This window comes from Mesorhizobium sp. B264B1B (genome assembly GCF_020165765.1).
Classification (GTDB): Bacteria; Pseudomonadota; Alphaproteobacteria; order Rhizobiales; family Rhizobiaceae; genus Mesorhizobium.
Map to the genome: position 1 here is coordinate 1 of NZ_JAIUIS010000010.1, position 20,376 is coordinate 20,376.

Annotated in this window: 16 protein-coding genes; 14 read left to right on the forward strand and 2 right to left on the reverse strand. The window is 64.9% G+C overall.

Features of this window, described 5'->3' with window-relative positions:
- Positions 1-302 precede the first annotated feature (302 nt).
- From LB547_RS20355 to fhuB, 5 genes are all read left to right on the forward strand, one after another.
- Positions 303-1,658, forward strand: coding sequence for a glutamine synthetase family protein (locus tag LB547_RS20355; protein ID WP_140514618.1), 1,356 nt, complete (start codon positions 303-305; stop codon positions 1,656-1,658).
- Between the two features lie 127 nt (positions 1,659-1,785).
- Entirely contained in the window at positions 1,786-2,670 is an 885-nt protein-coding gene (locus LB547_RS20360; RefSeq protein WP_181178030.1) for a helix-turn-helix domain-containing protein, read from the forward strand.
- A gap of 136 nt (positions 2,671-2,806) precedes the next feature.
- A complete protein-coding gene (locus LB547_RS20365) occupies positions 2,807-4,996 on the forward strand; it encodes a TonB-dependent siderophore receptor (protein ID WP_140763400.1) in 2,190 nt (729 codons plus the stop codon).
- A gap of 22 nt (positions 4,997-5,018) precedes the next feature.
- Complete coding sequence (locus LB547_RS20370) at positions 5,019-5,894, forward strand: iron-siderophore ABC transporter substrate-binding protein (RefSeq protein ID WP_140663182.1); 876 nt, start codon at positions 5,019-5,021, stop codon at positions 5,892-5,894.
- Between the two features lie 11 nt (positions 5,895-5,905).
- A complete protein-coding gene (fhuB, locus tag LB547_RS20375; RefSeq protein ID WP_210241353.1) occupies positions 5,906-7,900 on the forward strand; it encodes a Fe(3+)-hydroxamate ABC transporter permease FhuB in 1,995 nt (664 codons plus the stop codon).
- 15 nt (positions 7,901-7,915) lie between these two features.
- On the opposite strand, the gene LB547_RS20380 is transcribed toward fhuB, so the two are convergent.
- The gene (locus LB547_RS20380; RefSeq protein ID WP_140562071.1) at positions 7,916-8,776 is read right to left on the reverse strand and encodes a MurR/RpiR family transcriptional regulator; all 861 of its coding nucleotides are present in this window, start codon (positions 8,774-8,776) and stop codon (positions 7,916-7,918) included.
- A gap of 169 nt (positions 8,777-8,945) precedes the next feature.
- On the opposite strand from LB547_RS20380, the gene murA reads away from it, so the two are divergent.
- The 9 genes from murA (at position 8,946) to LB547_RS20425 (ending at position 19,899) form a co-directional block, all read left to right on the forward strand.
- Complete coding sequence (gene murA / locus LB547_RS20385) at positions 8,946-10,202, forward strand: UDP-N-acetylglucosamine 1-carboxyvinyltransferase (protein WP_140497743.1); 1,257 nt, start codon at positions 8,946-8,948, stop codon at positions 10,200-10,202.
- Entirely contained in the window at positions 10,199-11,083 is an 885-nt protein-coding gene (locus LB547_RS20390) for an N-acetylglucosamine kinase (protein ID WP_140763403.1), read from the forward strand. Before murA ends, LB547_RS20390 begins: the two co-directional genes overlap by 4 nt.
- Before the next feature lie 193 nt (positions 11,084-11,276).
- Positions 11,277-12,209, forward strand: a complete 933-nt coding sequence (gene murQ, locus LB547_RS20395; RefSeq protein ID WP_140763406.1) for an N-acetylmuramic acid 6-phosphate etherase — start codon at positions 11,277-11,279, stop codon at positions 12,207-12,209.
- Between the two features lie 140 nt (positions 12,210-12,349).
- Positions 12,350-13,864, forward strand: coding sequence for an ABC transporter substrate-binding protein (locus LB547_RS20400; protein WP_140763409.1), 1,515 nt, complete (start codon positions 12,350-12,352; stop codon positions 13,862-13,864).
- Between the two features lie 148 nt (positions 13,865-14,012).
- The gene (locus LB547_RS20405) at positions 14,013-14,972 is read left to right on the forward strand and encodes an ABC transporter permease (RefSeq protein WP_140763412.1); all 960 of its coding nucleotides are present in this window, start codon (positions 14,013-14,015) and stop codon (positions 14,970-14,972) included.
- A complete protein-coding gene (locus LB547_RS20410) occupies positions 14,972-15,811 on the forward strand; it encodes an ABC transporter permease (RefSeq protein ID WP_140497733.1) in 840 nt (279 codons plus the stop codon). The genes LB547_RS20405 and LB547_RS20410 overlap by 1 nt, the downstream gene beginning before the upstream one ends.
- On the forward strand, positions 15,808-17,556 hold the full coding sequence (locus tag LB547_RS20415) for an ABC transporter ATP-binding protein (protein ID WP_140763416.1): 1,749 nt from the start codon (positions 15,808-15,810) through the stop codon (positions 17,554-17,556). The genes LB547_RS20410 and LB547_RS20415 overlap by 4 nt, the downstream gene beginning before the upstream one ends.
- Before the next feature lie 226 nt (positions 17,557-17,782).
- Positions 17,783-18,784, forward strand: coding sequence for a serine hydrolase domain-containing protein (locus LB547_RS20420; RefSeq protein WP_140763419.1), 1,002 nt, complete (start codon positions 17,783-17,785; stop codon positions 18,782-18,784).
- Positions 18,784-19,899, forward strand: a complete 1,116-nt coding sequence (locus LB547_RS20425) for an anhydro-N-acetylmuramic acid kinase (protein ID WP_140497724.1) — start codon at positions 18,784-18,786, stop codon at positions 19,897-19,899. The genes LB547_RS20420 and LB547_RS20425 overlap by 1 nt, the downstream gene beginning before the upstream one ends.
- Here LB547_RS20425 and LB547_RS20430 read toward each other — a convergent pair whose 3' ends face one another.
- Positions 19,900-20,328 (reverse strand): GNAT family N-acetyltransferase, encoded by a 429-nt coding sequence (locus LB547_RS20430; protein WP_140555529.1) that lies wholly within the window; start codon positions 20,326-20,328, stop codon positions 19,900-19,902.
- Positions 20,329-20,376: the final 48 nt, after the last annotated feature.

Consider the following 20,376-nt stretch of genomic DNA (forward strand, 5'->3'; position numbering starts at 1 on the left):
CCCAGCCTCCATCCGCTGGCGATAAAACCGGACAACTCACGTGCTACCTAATCCGGACAACTCATGTGCTTACGACAAGCCCGATGCCGAGCCTTGGCTTTCCACGCTCTTGCCTCTATGTTTCGGTCGCAGATCGCGCAACTGGTTTTGAAATGCCTCCCGACATCCCAGCTAATGACTTGAATAAATAGGGAAACATCCGGCTGCGGCCAGCTATGGATCCCGAAAACTCACAAGCCATTTTTACCAGGGACAGCGCGGCCGATCAGGGCTCGGGCACCTTCGAAACCAGAGGTTGGAAATTGGGCGATGCAATTGCGGACGTTCTGAGCTGGCTTGAGAGCCGAAACGACATCCAGAGCCTGAGGGCCGCGGTGTGCGACCTCAACGGCATCATGCGGGGAAAGCGCATCCCCGTCGAGCAGGCGCGCAAGGCACTGGAAGGCAAGCTGCGCATGCCCTATTCGCTGATCGGGCTGGACATCTGGGGCGAGGATATCGAAGGCAACGCGCTGGTGTTCTCGACCGGCGACGCAGACGGATTGTGCCAATGGACAGGCCGCGGCATCCTTCCGGTGAACTGGACGGCGCATCCGACCGCCCTCATCCCGCTCTGGCTCGCCGACGAAGGCGGCGCACCGTATCTCGGGGATCCCCGGCGGGCACTGGCCCGTATCCTCGACCGCTACAAGGCTTTGGGCCTGACGCCTGTGGCCGCCACCGAGCTCGAATTCTATCTTGTCGACCCGCAATCGCAGCGACCGGTCGGGCCTGTCTCGCCGGTCACCGGGCGGCGTCTGGATTCCGACGCGGCACTGTCAATCGACGAGATCGACGACTTCGAGGCCTTCATCCACGACATCTACGAAGCCTGCCGAGCACAAGGCATTCCCGTCGATACCGCCATTGCCGAGAACGGCGTCGGCCAGTTCGAGATCAATTTGAACCATGTCGCGGACGCGCTGCGGGCGGCCGACGACGCCGTCCTGTTCAAGCGCACGGTGAAGGGCATTGCCCGCAAGCACGGCTTTGCCGCCTGCTTCATGGCCAAGCCTTATGGCGACCGAGCCGGCAACGGCTTCCACGTCCATTTCAGCCTTGTCGACGCCAACGGGCGCAACGTCTTCGACGACGGCACCGACCAGGGCTCCGGCATTATGCGCCACGCTGTCGGCGGACTGCTGGCGGCGATGGCCGAGAGCACGCTGGTGTTCGCGCCGCATTTCAACTCCTACCGCAGGCTCCGGCCGAGATCCTACGCGCCGACCGCCGTCGCCTGGGGTTACGAGAACCGCATGGTCGCGATCCGCATTCCCGGCGGCCCGACTGGTGCGCGCCGGATCGAGCATCGCGTGTCGGGAGCGGACGCCAATCCCTATCTTGTGCTTGCCGCCATACTGGGCGCGGCACTGGTCGGCATCGAAAGGCAGATGTCACCGGGCGACCCAACCGGGAATGATGGGCAAGGCCTTGCCCCGGCCAAGTTGCCGCCGGACTGGGCATCCGCGATCGCGGCCTTTGAAAGCGGGACGCATGTGGCGGAGATCTTCCCGGCGATCCTGCGCCACTCTTTCATCGCCTGCAAACGCCAGGAACTGAATACGTTCGCGCTCAACGTCAGCGACTTCGAGATCGAGACCTATCTCGAAAGCGTCTGAGGCTGCGCTGACCGACAGCAGCGGCGTCGGTTCAGCACGACCTTCGAACGCAAGGGCTTGCGGTGCTGTCGCTGACCGGGCATAAACATGATCTTTTCTATCATGTTTATGCCCGGGATAAGCAGAATTGACCTTCGTCGCGCGCATGGAGAGCCGGATTCAGGGATTTGCCGTGATCGGCGAGCTGAAATGGCACGTCTGGGACGGCGTCGTCGCCGACCTCTGGGATGTCTCATGCGGTGACAATGCCGAGGGTTATTACGTCTCTCCCGACCCCCGGCTGTTCGTCGCTCTCGATATCGACGGCGACGGTGCCTTCGTCGTCGAAGGCGCCCAGGGCGAACCGCGCCGCCACAACCAGGCGTTTTCCATAGCCTATATACCGGCCGGGGTGCCGATCCGCGGCCGCGTCGAAGGACTCAAACGGATCAGGCATCTCGACCTTCATTTCGACGCGGCGACACTGACCCGCCGCTTCGGCCGCAGCCTCGATCGCGATGCCTTGCAGATATCGCGCCTCCAGTTTCGCGATGATCGGATCGCTACGCTTGCCGCGCTTATCGCCGCTGAATGCGGCAGCGAGTGGAACCTGCATGATCTTTATGGCGAAGGTCTGCTCAACGCCTTGTTCGCATCCCTTTTCCAGATAGACCGGCCAAGTGCCGCCAGGCGCCGGTCGCCCCTGCCCCGCCGCAAACTGCGCCTCGTCACGGATTACATCGACGCCCACTGCCTGGACAGGATCCGCCTTGCTGATCTTGCCGCGCTGACCGGCCTGTCCGAAACCGCGATGAGCCATGCCTTCAAGGCAGCAACGGGCGTGCCGCCGCATCGCTGGCAGATGCAGGCGCGGATCGACAGGGCAAAGGCGATGATGGCGCATGAGGCTGCCTCGCTTGGCGACATCGCCCAGGCCACCGGCTTCTTCGACCAGGCGCACCTTACCCGCGTGTTCAAGTCCGTGGTCGGATTGACCCCGGGTGCGTGGATGAAGAGCGCCGGCCGCCGGTGACATTTCCGCAACACGGCACCGCGATATCAGTGGTTTGGACAAGAATGGACAAGCCGCCCAAATCAGTCCAATGACCCGTTGATAAGTTGAGGTAAACCATCAAGTATCTCAACGACGACAGGCGGGGACTTTCCTGATGAGCAGAATTTACCGGATCAAGGCGCTTCTGGCGGCTGGCGTCGCCGCTGCCGCGACGATCCCGCCAATGCCGGCGTTCGCGCAGACGGCGCAATCCAGCACCCAGCTCGAACCGGTCGTGGTCGAGGGCGAGGCCGGAGACAGCGCGACCGGGCCGGTCGACGGCGTCGTCGCCAAGACAACCAGAACCGGCTCCAAGACAGCGACCGACATCAAGGAGGTCCCGCAATCCGTCTCAGTGGTCGGACGGCAGGAGATCGAGGATCAGGGTGCACAGAAAGCTGACGAGGCGCTGCGCTACACCGCCGGCGTCTTTGCCCAACCCTTCGGTCCCGACAGCGACACCAACTGGATGTACATTCGCGGCTTCGATGCAATGGCCACCGGCACCTACATGGATGGCCTCCAGCTGTTCAGTTATGGTTTCGGCGGTTTCTATGTCGACAGCTTCGGCCTTGAGCGCATCGAAGTGCTGAAGGGGCCGGCCTCGGTGCTTTATGGCGGCAGCAATCCGGGCGGCCTGGTCAACTATGTCAGCAAGCGCCCGGATTTCGAACGCACGCGCTATGTCGAAACCGGCATCAACGATGCCGGCAATGTCTATCTCGGCTTCGACATCGGCGATGTCGCCAGCAACGGCACGGTCAGCTACCGGATGACGGGCAAGGTCGCCGGCGGCGATACCTACAGCGACCTGCAGAACGGCTGGCGCGGCTTCATCTCGCCGAGCATTAGCTGGAAGCCAGACGAAGCGACCACGCTAACCATACTGGCCAATTACAGCCACATCGACGAGAACCATAATGGCGGCAGCTTCCTGCCCTATGATGGCACCGTGGTCGATCACATTGTCGGCGGCGTGAACTATGGCCGCATCGATCCCGATGCGAACTTCACGGAGCCGAGCATCGATCTCTACAAGCGCGAACAGGGCTCCCTCGGCTACGAGTTCGAGCACACGTTCGACAATGACTGGACCGTTCGCTCCAGCGCCCGTTTCACCGCCGCCGACATCAACGAGGTCAGCGTCTATCCGAACGGCTGGTCAACGATCGGAGGGCCGACCGAGCTGGCGCGGATCAATTTCGATCATGACACCACGGCCAAGACGTTCCTCGCCGACAACCAGATCGAAGGCAAGGTGGCGACCGGAGCGATCGAACATACGATCCTCGCTGGCGTCGATTTCAAATATTACAACATCGACCAGGTACAGTCGTCCGGCCTCTACGATCCCAATTATGACAATCCAATCGACGCTTTCGATCCGGTGTACGGTTCGCCGCTGACACCTCGCGTCAGCTATCTCAATCAGGACCTGACGCAGAAACAGCTTGGCTTCTATGCACAGGATCAAATGCGCTTCGGCGACGGCTGGCTGGTGACGCTGAACGGCCGCTACGACCGTGGCTGGCTCGAAGCCGACAACCGCCCGACCTATTACTCGGCGGGCTCCAGCACGCAGAGCAGCACGGTTGGCGATTTCTCCGGCCGCGCCGGCCTGGCCTATGAGTTTGCCAACGGCGTAACCCCCTATGCCAGCATCGCCACCTTCTTCAATCCGATCATCGGCACCGATGCGATGGGCAATCTGTTCAAGCCGGAAGAGGGCACGCAATACGAAGTCGGCGTGAAATACGTGCCGACTTTTATCGATGGCCTGTTCACCCTGTCGCTGTTCGACCTGACCCGCCAGAACGTGCCGTCGAATGTCACTCCCTTCACCCAGATGCAGACCGGCGAGGTGCGTTCACGCGGCGTCGAACTCGAAGGCAAGGTGAACGTGACGGAGGATTTCCGGGTTACCGGTGCATTCACAGCTTACGACATCGACATCACCAAGGACGCCAACCCGGCGCTCATCGGCAAGACGCCTTTCATCGTGCCGGAAGTGATGGCTTCCGCATCGGTCGATTACACCTTCCGTGGCGACTGGTATGACGGCATCTCGATTGGCGGCGGGTTGCGCTATATCGGCTCCTCATGGGCAGACAATGAGAATACGGCGAAGGTTCCGGCGGTGACGCTGGCCGACCTGAAGCTCGGCTACGAGAAGGAGAACTGGGGCGTCGACCTCAACATCACCAACCTTTTCGACAAGACCTATGTGTCGAGCTGCCAGACAACGCTCACCTGCTCCTACGGCGAAGGCCGCTCCTTCAAGCTGAAGGCGCACACGAGTTGGTAATCATGGACCGAACCCGCCGGCGATGATCCATCCGCCCAACAGACGGCAGGTGCTTGCGCTAACGGCCGCGGCCTTGCTGCCGCCGGTTGCCGGCAGGACTACGACGACAAATGTTGCCGCGATCGATTGGGGCATGCTGGAAACGCTTCTGGCGCTCGGCATCGAGCCGGCGGCGGCGGCCGAACTGATCCAGTTCCGCAGGATTGCGGTCGAGCCTGCAATTCCCCAATCCGTGACCGATCTCGGACTGCGCGGCACGCCCAACTACGAGCTGTTGCGCATCGTCGCGCCGGACCTGATCGTCATCTCCAATTTCTACGAGTACCAACGCCCGATTCTGGAGCGCATCGCGCCGGTGTTCGCGCAAACCGTCTACGAGGCCGGAGTGCCGCCCTACGCACTCGCCGAGGCAGCGACGCTGGCCCTGGGCGAAAAGCTCGGACGACCGGCCGAAGCGAAGCGTTACGTCGACGAAACCGCCGACGACATAGCGCGGCGTCGCGCCGCCATGCCAACCAGGTCCGCACGGCCGGTCTTTGTCATCAGCCTCGGCGACTCCAGGCACTTCCGCGCCTTCGGCCGGGACTCCATGTTCGGTGACGTGCTCACGCGGCTCGGCCTGGTCAATGCCTGGTCCGAAGAGACAAGTTACAGCGCGGCAGCACCCGTTGGCCTGGAGGCGCTGGCGCGGGTGCCCGAGGCCTCCATCCTGATCGTCTCGCCCTTGCCGGCGGATGTCGGGCGCTCGCTTCCCACCAATGCGTTGTGGAACGCGCTGCCGGCCGTGAGCAAAGGCCGCGTCGCGGTGCTCGAAGCGATCAACCATTTCGGCTGCCTGCCGTCGGCGCGCCGCTTCGCGCGGCTGGCGACGGCGGCGCTTGCGGGTCATGCTTCGTGACGGAGCGCGCTGTGGCCCGAAGCGAGATACCTCACCGCACCATCGGCGGCGCGCTGTCGCCCATTATCCTGTGGGGCCTGCTCGCGGGGCTGGCCGCACTCTTGTTCGCATGGCGCGTCGGCATGCAGCAGCCGGCATCGGTGCCGGACGATCTCCGCCATGTCATCCTGTTCTACAGCTCGCTGCCGCGCGCCTTCGTCGCGGTGCTGGCGGGGGCCGTGCTCGGCCTGTCCGGCCTGCTGTTGCAGCATGTGCTGCGCAATCCGCTGGCGGAACCATCGACGCTCGGCATTTCGGGCGGCGCGCAACTGGCCATGACGCTCGCCTCGCTTTACGCGCCGTTGCTGATGGAGCGGTCGCAAGGGCTGGTCGCCTTTGCCGGCGGCACCGCCGCTGTGCTGCTCGTGCTCGCGTTGACCTGGCGGCGCGGGCTGGAGCCGGTGTCGGTCGTGCTCGCCGGAATGATGGTGGCGCTGACCGCGAGTTCCGTCAGCGCCGCGCTGATCCTCGCCAATGGCGACTACCTGTTCTCGCTGTTCATCTGGGGCGGCGGGTCGCTGGTGCAGCAGGATTGGCAACCGGCTATCGCCCTGACGATCAGGCTGGCGGCCGGCGCCGCCGCGGCGCTGATGCTGCTGCGGCCGCTGACCATCCTTGGCCTCGACGACGCCTCGGCGCGCGGCCTTGGCGTTGCCCGCCACACCAGCCGCTTTCTCATCATCGCGCTTGCGGTGTGGATGGCAACGACGGTCGCGGCGCAGATCGGCGTCATTGGTTTCGTCGGCCTTGCCGCGCCGGCGCTCGCCACGCTTTCGGGCGCGCGCACCCTGCGGCAGAAGCTGGTCGCCGCGCCGCTGATCGGCGCAGTACTGCTGTGGCTGACGGACGGGCTGGTCCAGCTCGCCGCCGGAGCCGGCGGCGAGCGCATTCCGACCGGCGCGGGAACCGCGCTTCTGGGCGGCCCACTGCTGCTGTGGCTGTTGCCGAGGCTGCGCATGTTCGAATGGCCGCATCTCGGTTCCAATGGCGCGGCACCGCGCAAGGCTCGCCGGCCATGGCTCATCATCTTCGTCCTGCTTGCGCTCACATTTGCCGCCGCCGCCTTGGCTCTCGTCGTCGGGCGTGGACCGGCAGGGTGGTCGATCGCCGGCTGCGACCTGCTGGCCGATCTCGTCTCCTGGCGCGCGCCGCGTGTCGGCGTGGCCGCGGCCGCCGGCGCGATGCTCGCGGCGGCGGGCGTGGTCATCCAGCGCGTTACCGGCAACCCTCTGGCGAGCCCCGAAGTGCTTGGCGTCGGCACCGGCGCGGGCGCCGGCCTGACCGCCGTGCTGACGGTCAGCGCAACGGCCGGGCTTGGCTGGCAGCTCGCCGGCTCGGCCGCGGGCTCACTGGCGGCACTGGCCGCCATGCTGGCCATCGCCGCCAAGGCAAAGTTCGGCGCCGACCGATTGCTGCTTGCCGGCATTGCCATGAGCGCGCTGTGTAGCGCGCTGATCACCGCGACGATCGCGATGGGCAATGCACAGTCCTATATGCTGTTGCGCTGGCTGAGCGGCTCGACCGGCCAGGCGACCGCCCTGGACGCATCCGTTGCACTGGCCTGCCTGTTGCCACTGACGCCGCCGCTTTTTCTTGCCGCGCGCTGGCTGGACATCCTGCCGCTCGGGGCCGACAGTGCGCGCGGACTTGGCGTGCCCGTAGCCGGCGGGCGGCTGATGCTGGTCGTCGTCAGCGCGCTCCTGACCGCGCTGGCCGCTTTGATCGTCGGCCCGTTGAGCTTCGTCGGCCTGATCGCGCCACACCTTGCCCGGTTCCTCGGCTTTTGGCGCGCACGCATTCATCTTGCCGGGGCGATGCTTCTGGGCGCCTTGCTGATGACCATATCGGACTGGCTGTCGCGCATGGCGGCATTCCCGTACGAACTGCCTGTCGGCCTGTTCGCCTCACTGCTTGGCGGGCCGTATCTCGTCTACCTGCTTGCCAAGGGCGTGCCGCGCCACGGCTGACGCGGTCCGGGCATGTTAGGAAGACCGTTCGGCCTTCAGCACCGAGACCGCCGCCTCACTGTTGTGGACGTAGTCATTGGCGTCCGGCTGCTTTTGCACCATGAGGATGAACAGAAGGTCGGTCAGCGTCAGCTGCGCATCGCGCGCGGTGATGGACGATGAGCGCGCACGCTCCTCGTCGGCGATGGTGTAGAGGCAGATATCGGCAACGCGGCCCAGTGGGTTGTCGTGCAGGCCGGTGACGGCGATCACCATGGCGCCGCGCTTGCGGGCGAGCTCGGCGATGCGCAAGGTTTCGATGCTGGCGCCCGAATGGGAGAGCGCGAACAGCACATCGTCAGGCCCGAGCGTCGAGGCATTGGCCATCTGGATATGGCTGTCGCTGTCATGCAGCACATTGCGGCCAAGCTTCATCAGCTTGTAGGAGAAATCACGCGCCACCAGCGAGGAGGCGCCGACGCCGGCCAGATGTATGCGGCGCGCACCATCCAGCAATTCCAGCGCCCTGGAGATGATCCGCTCGCTGTTGGCGGCGACGGTCCGCTCCATCGACAGAAGCTTGCTGCCGATCAGCTTCTTCAGGATGACCTGGTAGCCGTCGCCGACCTCGATCGAACCGTGGATCATACCGGCCGGCACCTGCCATTCCCGCGCCTTGGCTTCGCTGACGGCGAGCTTGAGCTCCTGGTAGCTGGCATAGCCGAGCTTCTGGCTGAATTTGACGACGCTCGACTGGCTGCGCCCGATCTCAGCCGCAAGAGCAGCCGTCGACAGCCGCAGCATCTCCTCGGGATTTTCGACGATGTACTGGCCGATCTCACGATCGCCGGGCGCCATGCCGTCGAGCTTGGCATTGATCCTGTTCAGAACGGACATGATCCCCCTTGCGCTTTGGCGTCCAGCCGCACGGCCAAGGAATAATTTATTCCAATTTCGATTGACAGCCAAGAACGCGGAATTAATTCTCAAGCGGGCCGGATTGAGCTCGGGAACAGCTTTCGAGAGCGCCGCGCCCGGACGCGGCCCGGCGCACAAGGTTTCAGCCATGGACAGACTGCGCATCGTCGGCGGGCAAAGACTGCAAGGCGCGGTCACCATATCGGGCGCCAAGAACGCCGCTCTGCCGCAGATCGCGGCGGCGCTGCTAAGCCCCTACCCGCTCGAACTGACCAACCTGCCCGATGTGACCGACGTCGAGAACATGCTCGGCGTGGTGCGGCTGCACGGCGCCGAGGTGACGCGATCGGCCCATGCCGCGACGATCGACACCCGTGCCGCCGTTTCCAGGGAGACGTCCTACGACACCGTCAGAAAGATGCGCGCGACGGTGCTGGTGCTGGCGCCGCTGCTCGCCCGTTTCGGCCATGCGCGGGTTTCGCTGCCTGGCGGCTGCGCTATCGGCGCGCGGCCGGTCGACATGCATGTCGCCGCACTCGCGGCGCTGGGCGCCCGCATCGCCATCGAGAACGGGCTGATCGTCGCCTCGGCGCCGAACGGGCTCACCGGCACGCGCATCGTCCTGAGCTCGCCGTCGGTCGGGGCGACGGAAACCGCCATGATGGCGGCGACCACGGCCAAGGGCGAAACCGAAATCCTCAACGCGGCGCGCGAGCCCGAAGTGGCCGACCTCGCGGCTTGCCTCAACGCGATGGGCGCGCGTGTCGAAGGTGCCGGCACACATCGCATCCTGATCGCCGGCGACACGGACTGGCGCGCGGCCAGGCACGACATCATTCCGGACCGGATAGAGGCCGGCACCTATGCCATCGCCGCGGCGATCACCGGCGGGCAACTGGAACTGACGCATGCCCGGCTCGAGCACATGGCCTCGGTGGTGCAACTGCTGGAGGCGACCGGCGTCGGCGTCTGGCCGGGCGACCGCGGGCTCATCGTGTCGCGCGAGCGGCCGCTCAAGGCCGCCGACGTCACGACGGAACCCTATCCGGGCTTTCCGACCGATCTCCAGGCGCAGTTCATGGCGCTGATGTGCTGCGCGCAGGGCGCGTCGCTGCTGCGCGAAACCATTTTCGAGAACCGCTTCATGCATGTTCCCGAACTGATGCGGCTCGGCGCCAACATCAAGCTGCAAGGCACCACCGCGCTGGTGCGCGGCGGCGAGAAACTGCATGGCGCGCAAGTCATGGCCACCGATTTGCGCGCCTCGGTGTCGCTGGTGCTGGCGGCCTTGGTCGCCGAGGGCGAGACGACCATCAACCGGGTCTATCATCTCGACCGTGGCTATGAGCAACTGGACCGCAAGCTGCGTCTGTGCGGCGCCGACATCGAGCGGCTGAGCGCATGAACAACGGCCGCTCCGATTATTTTCTCGGCGTCGACGGCGGCGGAACCGGCTGTCGCGCCCGCGTCGAGGATGCCGAGGGAACCGTGCTGGGACAAGGCCTCTCCGGTCCGGCGTCGACGCGGCTCGGCATCGATACGGCCTGGGCGTCGGTTGCCAAGGCTTTTGGCGCGGCGATCGAGGAGGCAGGGTTCGGCGCGGCGGAAAGCGCCCGGATTCACGCCGGCATCGGCCTTGCCGGGATCGGCCGCAAGGGCGCGCTGGAGGCGCTGCGGGCGATCGCGCATCCCTTTGCCAGCATCGATTTCGTCAGCGATGGCGTCGCCGCCTGCCTCGGCGCGCATTCGGGCCAGGACGGCGCCATCGTCATCGCCGGCACCGGTTCGATCGGCCTCGGCTTCGTCGAGGGCCGCGACCTGCGCGCCGGAGGCTATGGCTTTCCGATCTCCGACGAAGGCAGCGGCGCCGATCTCGGGCTGAAGGCCGTGCAGCTGGCGTTGCGCGCCCATGACGGCCGGCATGAGCGCACGGCACTGCTGGCGGAAGTCATGCAGCGTTTCGAGAACGACCCGATGCAAGCCGTGGCCTGGATGGACCGCGCCAGCGCCACCGACTATGCGGCCCTGGCGCCGATGGTGATGCGCCACGCCGACCAAGGCGATCCGGCAGGGCGGCGCATCGTGCAAAAGGCCGCCGAACAGATCGACACGCTGGTGCGGGTTCTGTTCGAAAAAGGCGCGCCGCGCGTGGCCCTGCTGGGCGGGCTCGCCAGTCCACTCGAACCATGGCTCGCACCCGACGTTCGCCGGCGCCTGAAAGCCGCCGATGGCGACGCGGTTTCCGGGGCGATCATTCTTGCCCGCAGGTCGCTCGGCAAGCGTTAGCGCGGCAGGAATAATTTATTCCATCTTTCCGTTGACGGAACGAATATTGAATTCTAAGACGTTAACGAAACGGGGTAGCATAACGAAATACGCGTGTGCCGGAGCCAAAGAGGAACCACTTCCGAACAGGCTGAGCGGCCTGATTTTTGAAAGCACTGATTTGAAAGCACTGGACTGATTTGAAAGCACTGGGATGAGCGAGCAAGGTTTGATGTCCGAGCTGGACCGGCTGGTTTCCGAAGGCCGGAATCCGCGGACCATGGACATCGACCTGCTGCCGACGATCGATGTGCTGCGCAAGATCAACGACGAGGACCGGGTGGTTCCGGCAGCGGTCGAAAAGGTGCTGCCGGACATCGCGGCCGCGGTCGACCGCATCGTCCTCGCCTTCCAGAAAGGCGCTCGGCTTATCTATATGGGCGCCGGCACCAGCGGCCGGCTGGGCGTGCTCGACGCCTCGGAATGTCCGCCCACTTTCGGCGTGCCGAAAGGCATGGTCGTTGGCCTGATCGCCGGCGGGCCCGACGCGCTGGTGCGCTCGACCGAAGGGGCCGAGGATGATCCCAAGAGGGGCGCCAGGGCCTTGCAGGACATCAAGCTCACTCCGGACGACGTGGTGGTCGGCATCGCGGTCAGTGGGCGCACGCCCTATGTGATCGGCGGGCTGAACTATGCCAAGCAGGTGGGAGCAACGACGGTCGCCCTGTCCTGCAATCCGGCATCGACCATAGCGGGCATTGCCGACATCGCCATCTCGCCTGTCGTCGGTCCCGAGGTGCTGACCGGCTCAACGCGGCTGAAATCCGGAACGGCGCAGAAGCTGGTGCTCAACATGCTGAGCACGGCCTCGATGATCCGCATCGGCAAGAGCTACCAGAACCTGATGGTGGACCTTAATCCGTCCAACAGGAAACTGGCCGCCAGGGCAACCAGGATCGTGATGCAGACCACAGGCTGCACGGCGGCGCAGGCGCGCCAGGCGCTCGGCCGGACCGACAACGACGTGAAGCTGGCGATCCTGCTGACCATCACCGGGCTTGAGGTCGAGGAGGCGCGCGCAGCCCTCGCCAAGGCAAGGGGTTTCCTGCGAAAGGCAATCAGCGACGAGACGCATGAAGGCGCTTGAGACCAGACGGCGTGAAGCTGCTTTACACAAGTCGGCGCGAAGCCGCATAGACTGGGCCGATGCTCCAAAGCGCGTGTGCCTTGGAAGCGGTCCGCAGAAACTGCAAGGGCATCGGGTTCAAGCAAAGATGGGAGACGAGAATGGTTCACCTCACAAGAAAGCTGCTGTCGGGCATCACGCTGGCAGCCATGCTCGGCATCGCCACGGTCTCGACGCAGGCGGCGACGCTGCACATGGCCTGGTCGCAGGACGCAACGGGACTTGATCCGCACAAGCAGACGGCCTTTTCCTCGCTGCGGCTCCTGGAGCTGATCTATGAGCCGCTGGTGCGGGTCGATGCCAGCCTGCAGATCGTCCCGGCCATCGCCACCTCCTGGGAATTCTCCAAGGACGGCAAGGAGCTGACCTTCAAGCTCGATCCCAAGGCGAAATTCCAGGACGGCGCTGCCGTAACTCCGGCCGACGTCAAGGCGTCTTTCGAGCGCATCCTGGACGAGAAGACAGGCGCCGCCGCCCGCGCCAACTTCCTGTCGATCGCCAGCATCGACACGCCGGACGTTGGAACCGTCGTGTTCCATTTATCGCAGCCCGACGCGCCGATCCTGACGGCGATGAGCGACATCAACGCGGCCATCGTGCCGGCGGCCGAGGTCAAGGCCGGCTCGATCGGCACCAAAACGGTCGGCTCCGGCCCGTTCAAGCTCGATAAATGGGACCCCAACGCCAAGGAAGTCTTGAGCGCCAACAGGGAATGGGCCGGCGGCGCGACCGGCGTCGACGGTATCGAAATCAGCGTGCTGCCCGATGAAGCGGCGATCCTCGCCGCCATGCGCACCAAGCAGGTCGATTTCGCGCTGCTCAACGATCCGCTCGTCGCCACGCTGGTGCCGAAGGAGGCTAGCCTGCAACTGAACCGCGCGCCGGTGCTGGCCTATAACGTGCTGCAGCTCAATCCGTCACGCAAGCCGATGACCGAACTCAAGGTGCGCCAGGCGATCTCCTGCGCCATCGACCGGCAGGAGGTTCTGGACACCGCCGCGCTCGGTGAAGGCAAGGTCACCGGACCGCTGACCATCCCAGCACTTGCGACCGATCCAAGCCAGCTCTTCTGCTACAAGCGTGATGTCGAGAAGGCCAAGAAGTTGATGGCGGAGGCAGGCTTTGCCGACGGCTTTTCGGCGACCGTGATCGGCGCCACCGGCGAGCCGCCGACGGCGGCGGCAGAAGCCCAGGTCATCCAATCGCAGCTCGCCGAGATCGGCGTCAAGCTCGACATCAAGATGATGGAGCTCAACGTCTATGTCGACGCCTGGCTGAAGGGCGATTTCGACATGGCGATCGCGCTCAATGGCGGCCGCGCCGACCCCTACACCATGTACAACCGCTACTGGACCAAATCAGGCAATCTGCAGAAGGTGGCCAACTACATCGACGATACGCTGGACAGCCTGATGCAGAAAGGCCGCGCCGAGACCGATCCGGCCAAGCGCAAGGCGATCTTCACCGAGTTCGAGAAGCACCTCGCCGAAGTCTCGCCCTGGATCTGGCTCTACACGTCCTACAGCTATACCGCCCAGCAGAAGAACGTCGCCGGGTTCGTGCCGACGCCGACGGGCACGCTGTTCAGCCTCAGCAAGGTTACCATCCAGCAGTAGCCGTGGGCGGCCCTGGAGACGGATGATTTCAGGTTGAATCGACCTGAAATTTGAATCCGCCTCCAGATCAAAGGGATAGAGCATGATGTCGTCCGAAAACCGCTTCACACTTTTCGGCATCATGCTCTAGACGAGAGGTCTTCTTCGCGTGAATTATCTGATGCGACGACTTGCGGCGTTTCCTCTCGTCCTGCTTGGCGTGTCGATCCTGGTCTTCGTGGCGATCCGGATGGTGCCGGGCGATTCGATCACCGCGATGCTGGGCACCGAAGCCGGCCTGCTGACGCCGGCACAGCGCGATGCGCTCGCCGCCTATTTCGGCATCGACCAGCCCTGGTTCGTCCAGTACTGGCGCTGGATCGGCGGCATCCTGCACGGCAATTTCGGCATCTCCGTCACCTATGGTAGGCCGGTATTGGACGTCATCCTCGAGCGCTTCCCGCGGACGCTGGAACTGGCCGTGCTGTCGATGATCATCGCACTCGCCGCCGGCATGCCGGCGGGCATCTACGCCGCCACGCATAGTGAGAAACTGTCCGACCTCGGTGTGCGCGTCGTCGCTATGATCGGCCAGTCGACGCCGAGCTTCGTGCTCGGCCTTTTGATCATCTACGCGCTGTCGGCCGGCTTCGGCGTGCTGCCGGCCATGGGCGAATTCGCGCCGCTCTGGCAGGATCCCTTGCGCAATCTCAGCCAATTGATCCTGCCTGCCATCACGCTCGGCTTCGCCTTCGCCGCATCGGTCACCCGCATCTCGCGCTCGGCCATGCTCGACGTGTTGAGCGACGACTATGTGCGCACCGCCCGCAGCAAGGGCGCCTCGGCGCGCAGCGTCATCTGGCGGCATGCGCTGCCCAACGCGCTGATCCCCGTGGTGACGCTGAGCGGCATTGAATTCGGCTATCTCCTGGGCGGCGCGGTCATCGTCGAGCAGATCTATGCCCTGCCCGGCCTCGGCCGCATGGTGCTCGACGCCATCCTCCAGCGCGACTACGCGCTGGTGCAGGGCAGCGTGCTGTTCATCGCCTTCAACTTCATGATCGTCAATCTCCTGGTCGACCTCGCCTATGTCGCGCTCGATCCGCGCATCCGGCTGGGCGAGCAGTGATGCGCATGCTGCGCGCCATCCTCGGGCACGGCAGCGGTCGTATCGGCGGCGTGATCGTCGGCGTCTATCTCCTGGTCGCCATCCTCGGTTTGCTTGGACTGACGCCGCACAATCCGATCACGCAATACCGGATCGACCGGCTGCACGCGCCCAGTGCCGCCTACTGGATGGGCACCGACCTGTTCGGCCGCGACGTGGCGAGCCGGCTGATGGCGGGCGTCGGCCAGTCCTTCACCGTTGCCTTTCTTTCGGTCGCCTTCGCCGCGCTTGCCGGCACCGTGCTTGGGCTCGCCGCCGCTTGGCTCGGGCGTCGCTGGGACGGCGTGCTGATGCGGATCATGGATGTGCTGCTGGCTTTTCCTGCCATTCTTCTGGCGCTGCTGATCGTCACCGTTGCCGGACCGGGCACATGGACCAGCGTGGTCGCCATCGGCATCGTCTATACGCCGATCTTCACACGAGTGGTGCGCGGCCCTGCTTTGTCGCTCAAAGCGCGCGAATTCGTCGACGCCGCGCGCACCTTCGGCAGCAGCTCCAGCTACATCGTCACGCGGCACCTGCTGCTCAATCTGGTCGCGCCGCTGACCGTCCAGGTGACGCTGGCGCTCGCCTGGGCATTGCTGACCGAGGCCGGCCTGAGCTTCCTCGGTCTCGGCACGCAGCCGCCGGCCGCTTCGCTCGGCCTGATGCTGAGCGACAGCCGCAATCTGATGGAAACCGCCCCATGGCTGATGATCTTCCCCGGCCTGGCGATCATGATCAGCATTCTGGGCTTCAACCTCTTGGGCGACGCCTTGCGCGACATCCTCGATCCGAGGATGCGGAGAGCGCTCGCATGATCCCGCTTCTGTCGGTCCGCGACCTGAACGTCGGCTTCGGCCGCGACCCGAAAGCCAATGAGGTGGTGCGCGGCGTCAGCTTCGACCTCGCCGACGGCGAAACGCTGGCCATCGTCGGCGAAAGCGGCTCGGGCAAGTCGGTCACCGCGCTGTCGATCAACCGTCTCATCGATTTCGGCGGCGGCCGCATCACCGGCGGCGCCATGACGCTGAAACGGGCCGACGGCAGTCTCTTCGACCTGACGACCGCGACCGAGCCGCAACTGGCCGGCGTTCGCGGCGCGGAGATCGGCATGATCTTCCAGGAGCCGATGACCTCGCTCAATCCTGTGCTGACGATCGGCACGCAGATCGAGGAATCCTTCCGGCTGCATCGCGGCCTGACCGGCCGGCAGGCCACGGCGGCGGCCAGGGACGCGCTCGACCGAGTGCGCATCCCCGATGCGGCAAGGCGGCTGAAATACACACCCAACCAGCTGTCGGGCGGCATGCTGCAAAGGGTGATGATCGCCATTGCGCTCGCCTGCAATCCGCGTCTGCTGATCGCCGACGAACCGACCACGGCGCTCGATGTGACGGTACAGGCGCAGATCATGGCGCTGCTTGCGGAGCTCAAGCAGGAAAGCGGCATGTCGATGATCTTCATCACCCACGACATCGGCCTTGTCGCCGGGATCGCCGACACGGTGATGGTGATGCAGAACGGGCAGGCCGTAGAACAGGGCGAACTGAACCAGGTCCTCGACAGGCCGCAGCACGCCTACACGCAGCATCTGTTGCAGGATGTGCCGCATTTCGCCCACGGCCGCGCGACACGCACGGACGGGCAGCGCGACAAGAACGCAAGGAAGGACCCGGCCCTTGAGGTCAACGGCCTCGTGGTGCGGTTTCCGCTCAAGAGCAGTTTCTTCAGCCATGCCAGCGGCGCGGTGCACGCCGTGGATGGCATCGACTTCGACCTGATGCCGGGAGAGACACTGGCCATTGTCGGCGAGAGCGGCTCGGGCAAATCAACCACCGCGAAAGCAGTCCTTGGGCTGGTGCGCTCGACGCGCGGCAGCTTCTCGGTGGGCGCCCGGACGGCCTCGGCAAAGCACAACGCCAAGCCCGTGCAGATGGTTTTCCAGAATCCCTACGCTTCGCTCAACCCGCGGCTGAGCATCGAGAGCATCCTGGCGGAGCCGGTGATCGCCAATGGCGGCCGGGCGGACGCCGAAACGCGAGCCAGGATGGCGAGCCTGCTGGAGCGCGTCGGCCTGCCGCAGAACAGTTTGCAGCGCTATCCGCACGAATTCTCCGGAGGCCAGCGGCAAAGGCTGTGCATCGCCCGCGCGCTGATGCTCAACCCGTCGGTCGTCGTTCTGGATGAAGCGGTTTCCGCCCTCGATGTTTCAGTGCAGGCCAAGGTGCTGGAGCTGCTGGTCGACCTGCAGCGCGAGTTCGGGCTGGCCTATCTGTTCATCTCGCACGATATGGCTGTCGTCGAGCGGATCGCTCATCGCATCGCCGTCATCTATGCCGGCCAGATCGTCGAGATCGGAGACGCGGCCTCGGTGCTGTCGGCGCCGAAACATTCCTACACGAAAAAGCTCATATCAGCGGTTCCGGCCATCGACCGGCGGCATGAGCGTTTCGAGGTCGACACACGCCAGGTGCCTTCCCTGGTGCGCCCGCAAGGGTTTGAGCCGGCGCCGGCGAGATGGGAGGAATTTGGGGTAGATCATATGGCGAGGGTGGAAGGGTGATGCATGGTGCCCTGGGCTCGGTTAGGTCGGCGGGACAGCACCCCCCTCTGTCCTGCCGGGCATCTCCCCCGCAAGGGGGGAGATCGGATGTCGCCTCGGCTTTCGCCAATCTCCGATGTTGGAAGGCTGGCGGGACATCAACTCTGCCAATCTCCCCCCTTGCGGGGGAGATGCCCGGCAGGGCAGAGGGGGGTGTGACGGAACTCGGCCTTTCAGGAGGCCCGCATTGACCAACCTCGCCCAGATCTTCGACCGCGCGTTCCAACCACTCGCAGCGGCAGTTGCCGCCAAGCGCATCCCCGGTGGCGTGCTCGGCATCGTTGACAGGAATGGCGACCGCATCACCAGGGCGATCGGCTCAGCCCAACTCGTGCCTAAGCAGCGACCGATGCGTGAGGAGACCTGGTTCGACCTGGCATCCCTGACCAAGGTGATCTTCACCACGCCGCGCATTCTGGCGCTGGCTCAGGACGGTGCCATCGATCTCGACGCACCACTCGTCTCGGTGCTGCCGGACCTTCGCCAATATGACGCGAGTGCCTGGGAGCGGAAGGTGACGTTTCGCCAGTGCCTCGGGCACCAGACGCCCTTCCCGGCCGTCGAACCGATCTACACTTACGGGCGCGACCCCGACTTGCTGCGCGCCTTCATCCTGCAACGGGAATGGCGGGCCCGCGATCCGGTCTATTCCGACATCAATTTCATCCTGCTCGGTTTTGCGCTCGAGCGGCTGTCGGGCAAAACCATCCGCGACATGGAGCCCGGTCCGGGCTTTGCGTGGTCCGCCGAGCCAGATCTCGCCGCTGCAACAGAAGACTGCACCTGGCGCCATCGGGTTCTGTCCGGCGAGGTTCACGACGACAATTGCGCGGCGCTGCAAGGGGCCGGCCATGCCGGCCTGTTCGGCACGGCGGCCTCGGTGCTCGATTTCGCCCAAGGGCTGCTGACCGGCGCATCCGAACGGTCGATCGCGCCGATGCGCACGCCCTTGTCCGCCACCCGCACCCATGGTTGGGAGCGTCCTTATGACGGCTGGTCCGGCGGCGCCTTGTGCAGCCCGCAAACGATAGGCCACACCGGCTTTACCGGTACGGGGCTGTGGATCGACTTCGACAAGGGAAAGGCCTGGACCTTGCTTACCAACCGGATCCATCCGACACGTCACTTCGACAGCGGAATCGTCGCGCTTCGCCAAGCGGTCGGCGATCTCATCAATGGAGTTCGATAATGGAATCCATCTGGGCCGTCGGCCTGATGACCGGCACCGTGCTGGACGGCAACATCGATGTCGCCCTGATCAAGACAGATGGCGAGCGCATCGACGATTTCGGCACCTACCGGCTGATGCCCTACCCCCCGTCGATCCGCTCGCTGCTGGAAGAGACGCTTAAGCAGGCGCGGGGCTGGAATTTTGCCGGACCGGAGCCGGCGATCTTCCGCGAGGCCGAGGAGGCGCTGACGCGCGCGCAATCGGCGGCGGTCAGGGAGCTCGTCGAAGGCCATGGGATGACAATGGCGGATATCGGCGTCGTCGGCTTCCACGGCCAGACCGTGCTGCATCGCGCGCCGCAAATCGGCCGGCTCGGACAGACCCGGCAGCTCGGCGACGGCGAGTTGATGCATGCGATCCTCGGCACCAAGGTCGCCTATGATTTCCGCTCTGCCGACATGCGCGCCGGAGGACAGGGCGCGCCGTTGGCGGCCGCCTATCACACCGCGCTGATGCGCAGCGCCGGCGCCAGTGGCGAGGTAGCCGTGCTCAACCTAGGCGGCGTCGCCAACATCACCTGGTGGGACGGCGGCGACAATGTCGTTGCCTTCGACACCGGCCCCGCCAACGCGCCGCTCAACGACTTCATCAAGTCAAAGGGGCTCGGCGAAATGGACCGCGACGGCGCGCTTGGCCGGGGGGGAACGGTCGACGAAGCCCGGCTCGCCAAGCTGCTGCAACACCCCTATTTGACCAAACCCTATCCGAAATCGCTGGACCGTTTCGACTTCGGCGCCACCATGGCGGATGGCCTGAGCGCCGAGGACGGCGCCGCGCTTTTGACCGCCTTCACCGCCGCCGCGGTCGGCAAGGCACTCGATCTTCTGCCGAGCCGGCCGAAAAGACTGGTGGTCAGCGGCGGCGGCCGCCACAACCCGACGATGATGGCAATGATCGCCAGCCGCGCCGGTGTCGAGGTGGTGCAGGCCGAAAGCCTCGGCTGGAGCGGCGACGCGGTGGAGGCGGAGTGTTTTGCCTTTTTGGCGGTGCGCGTGCTGCGCGGCCTGCCGATCAGTTTCCCCAGCACGACGGGCGCGCCGCAGCCGATGCGCGGCGGACGGCTGGCCGGTTGATCAGCCCGCCGACAGTTTTTTCTGCAGGAAGACGCGGCTGCGGCCGACGGGGAAATCGGCGAGTGTTCCGAAGGGCTGATAGCCCTGGCGCCGATAGACCCTGGCGGCGTTGGGGTTGAAGGTGTCGATCCAGGCGTTCTGGCAGCCGCGCGCCATCGCCTCCTTCTCAGCCGCGTCCAGCATCGTGCCGGCCATGTGCCGACCGCGCAGCCTTTCGTCGACCCACAGCCATTGCACGTAGAGCCAGCCCCAGGCGGTGTAGCCCGAAGTGCCCGCGACAATCGCGCCGGCTTCATCACGCACGAACACCGCAAGGGCCTTCCTTTCGGAAGCGCCGACATCGCCGTCGTTGAACGCCATCAAACGTTCGCCGAGAAAGGCGAGCTCCTCGGGCAACGGGGTTGCCGTCGTTTCAAGTGTCGTGATCATGGCTCATCCGAAATGCGCAACGGGAGACGAACAGAGTTACGAAGGCCG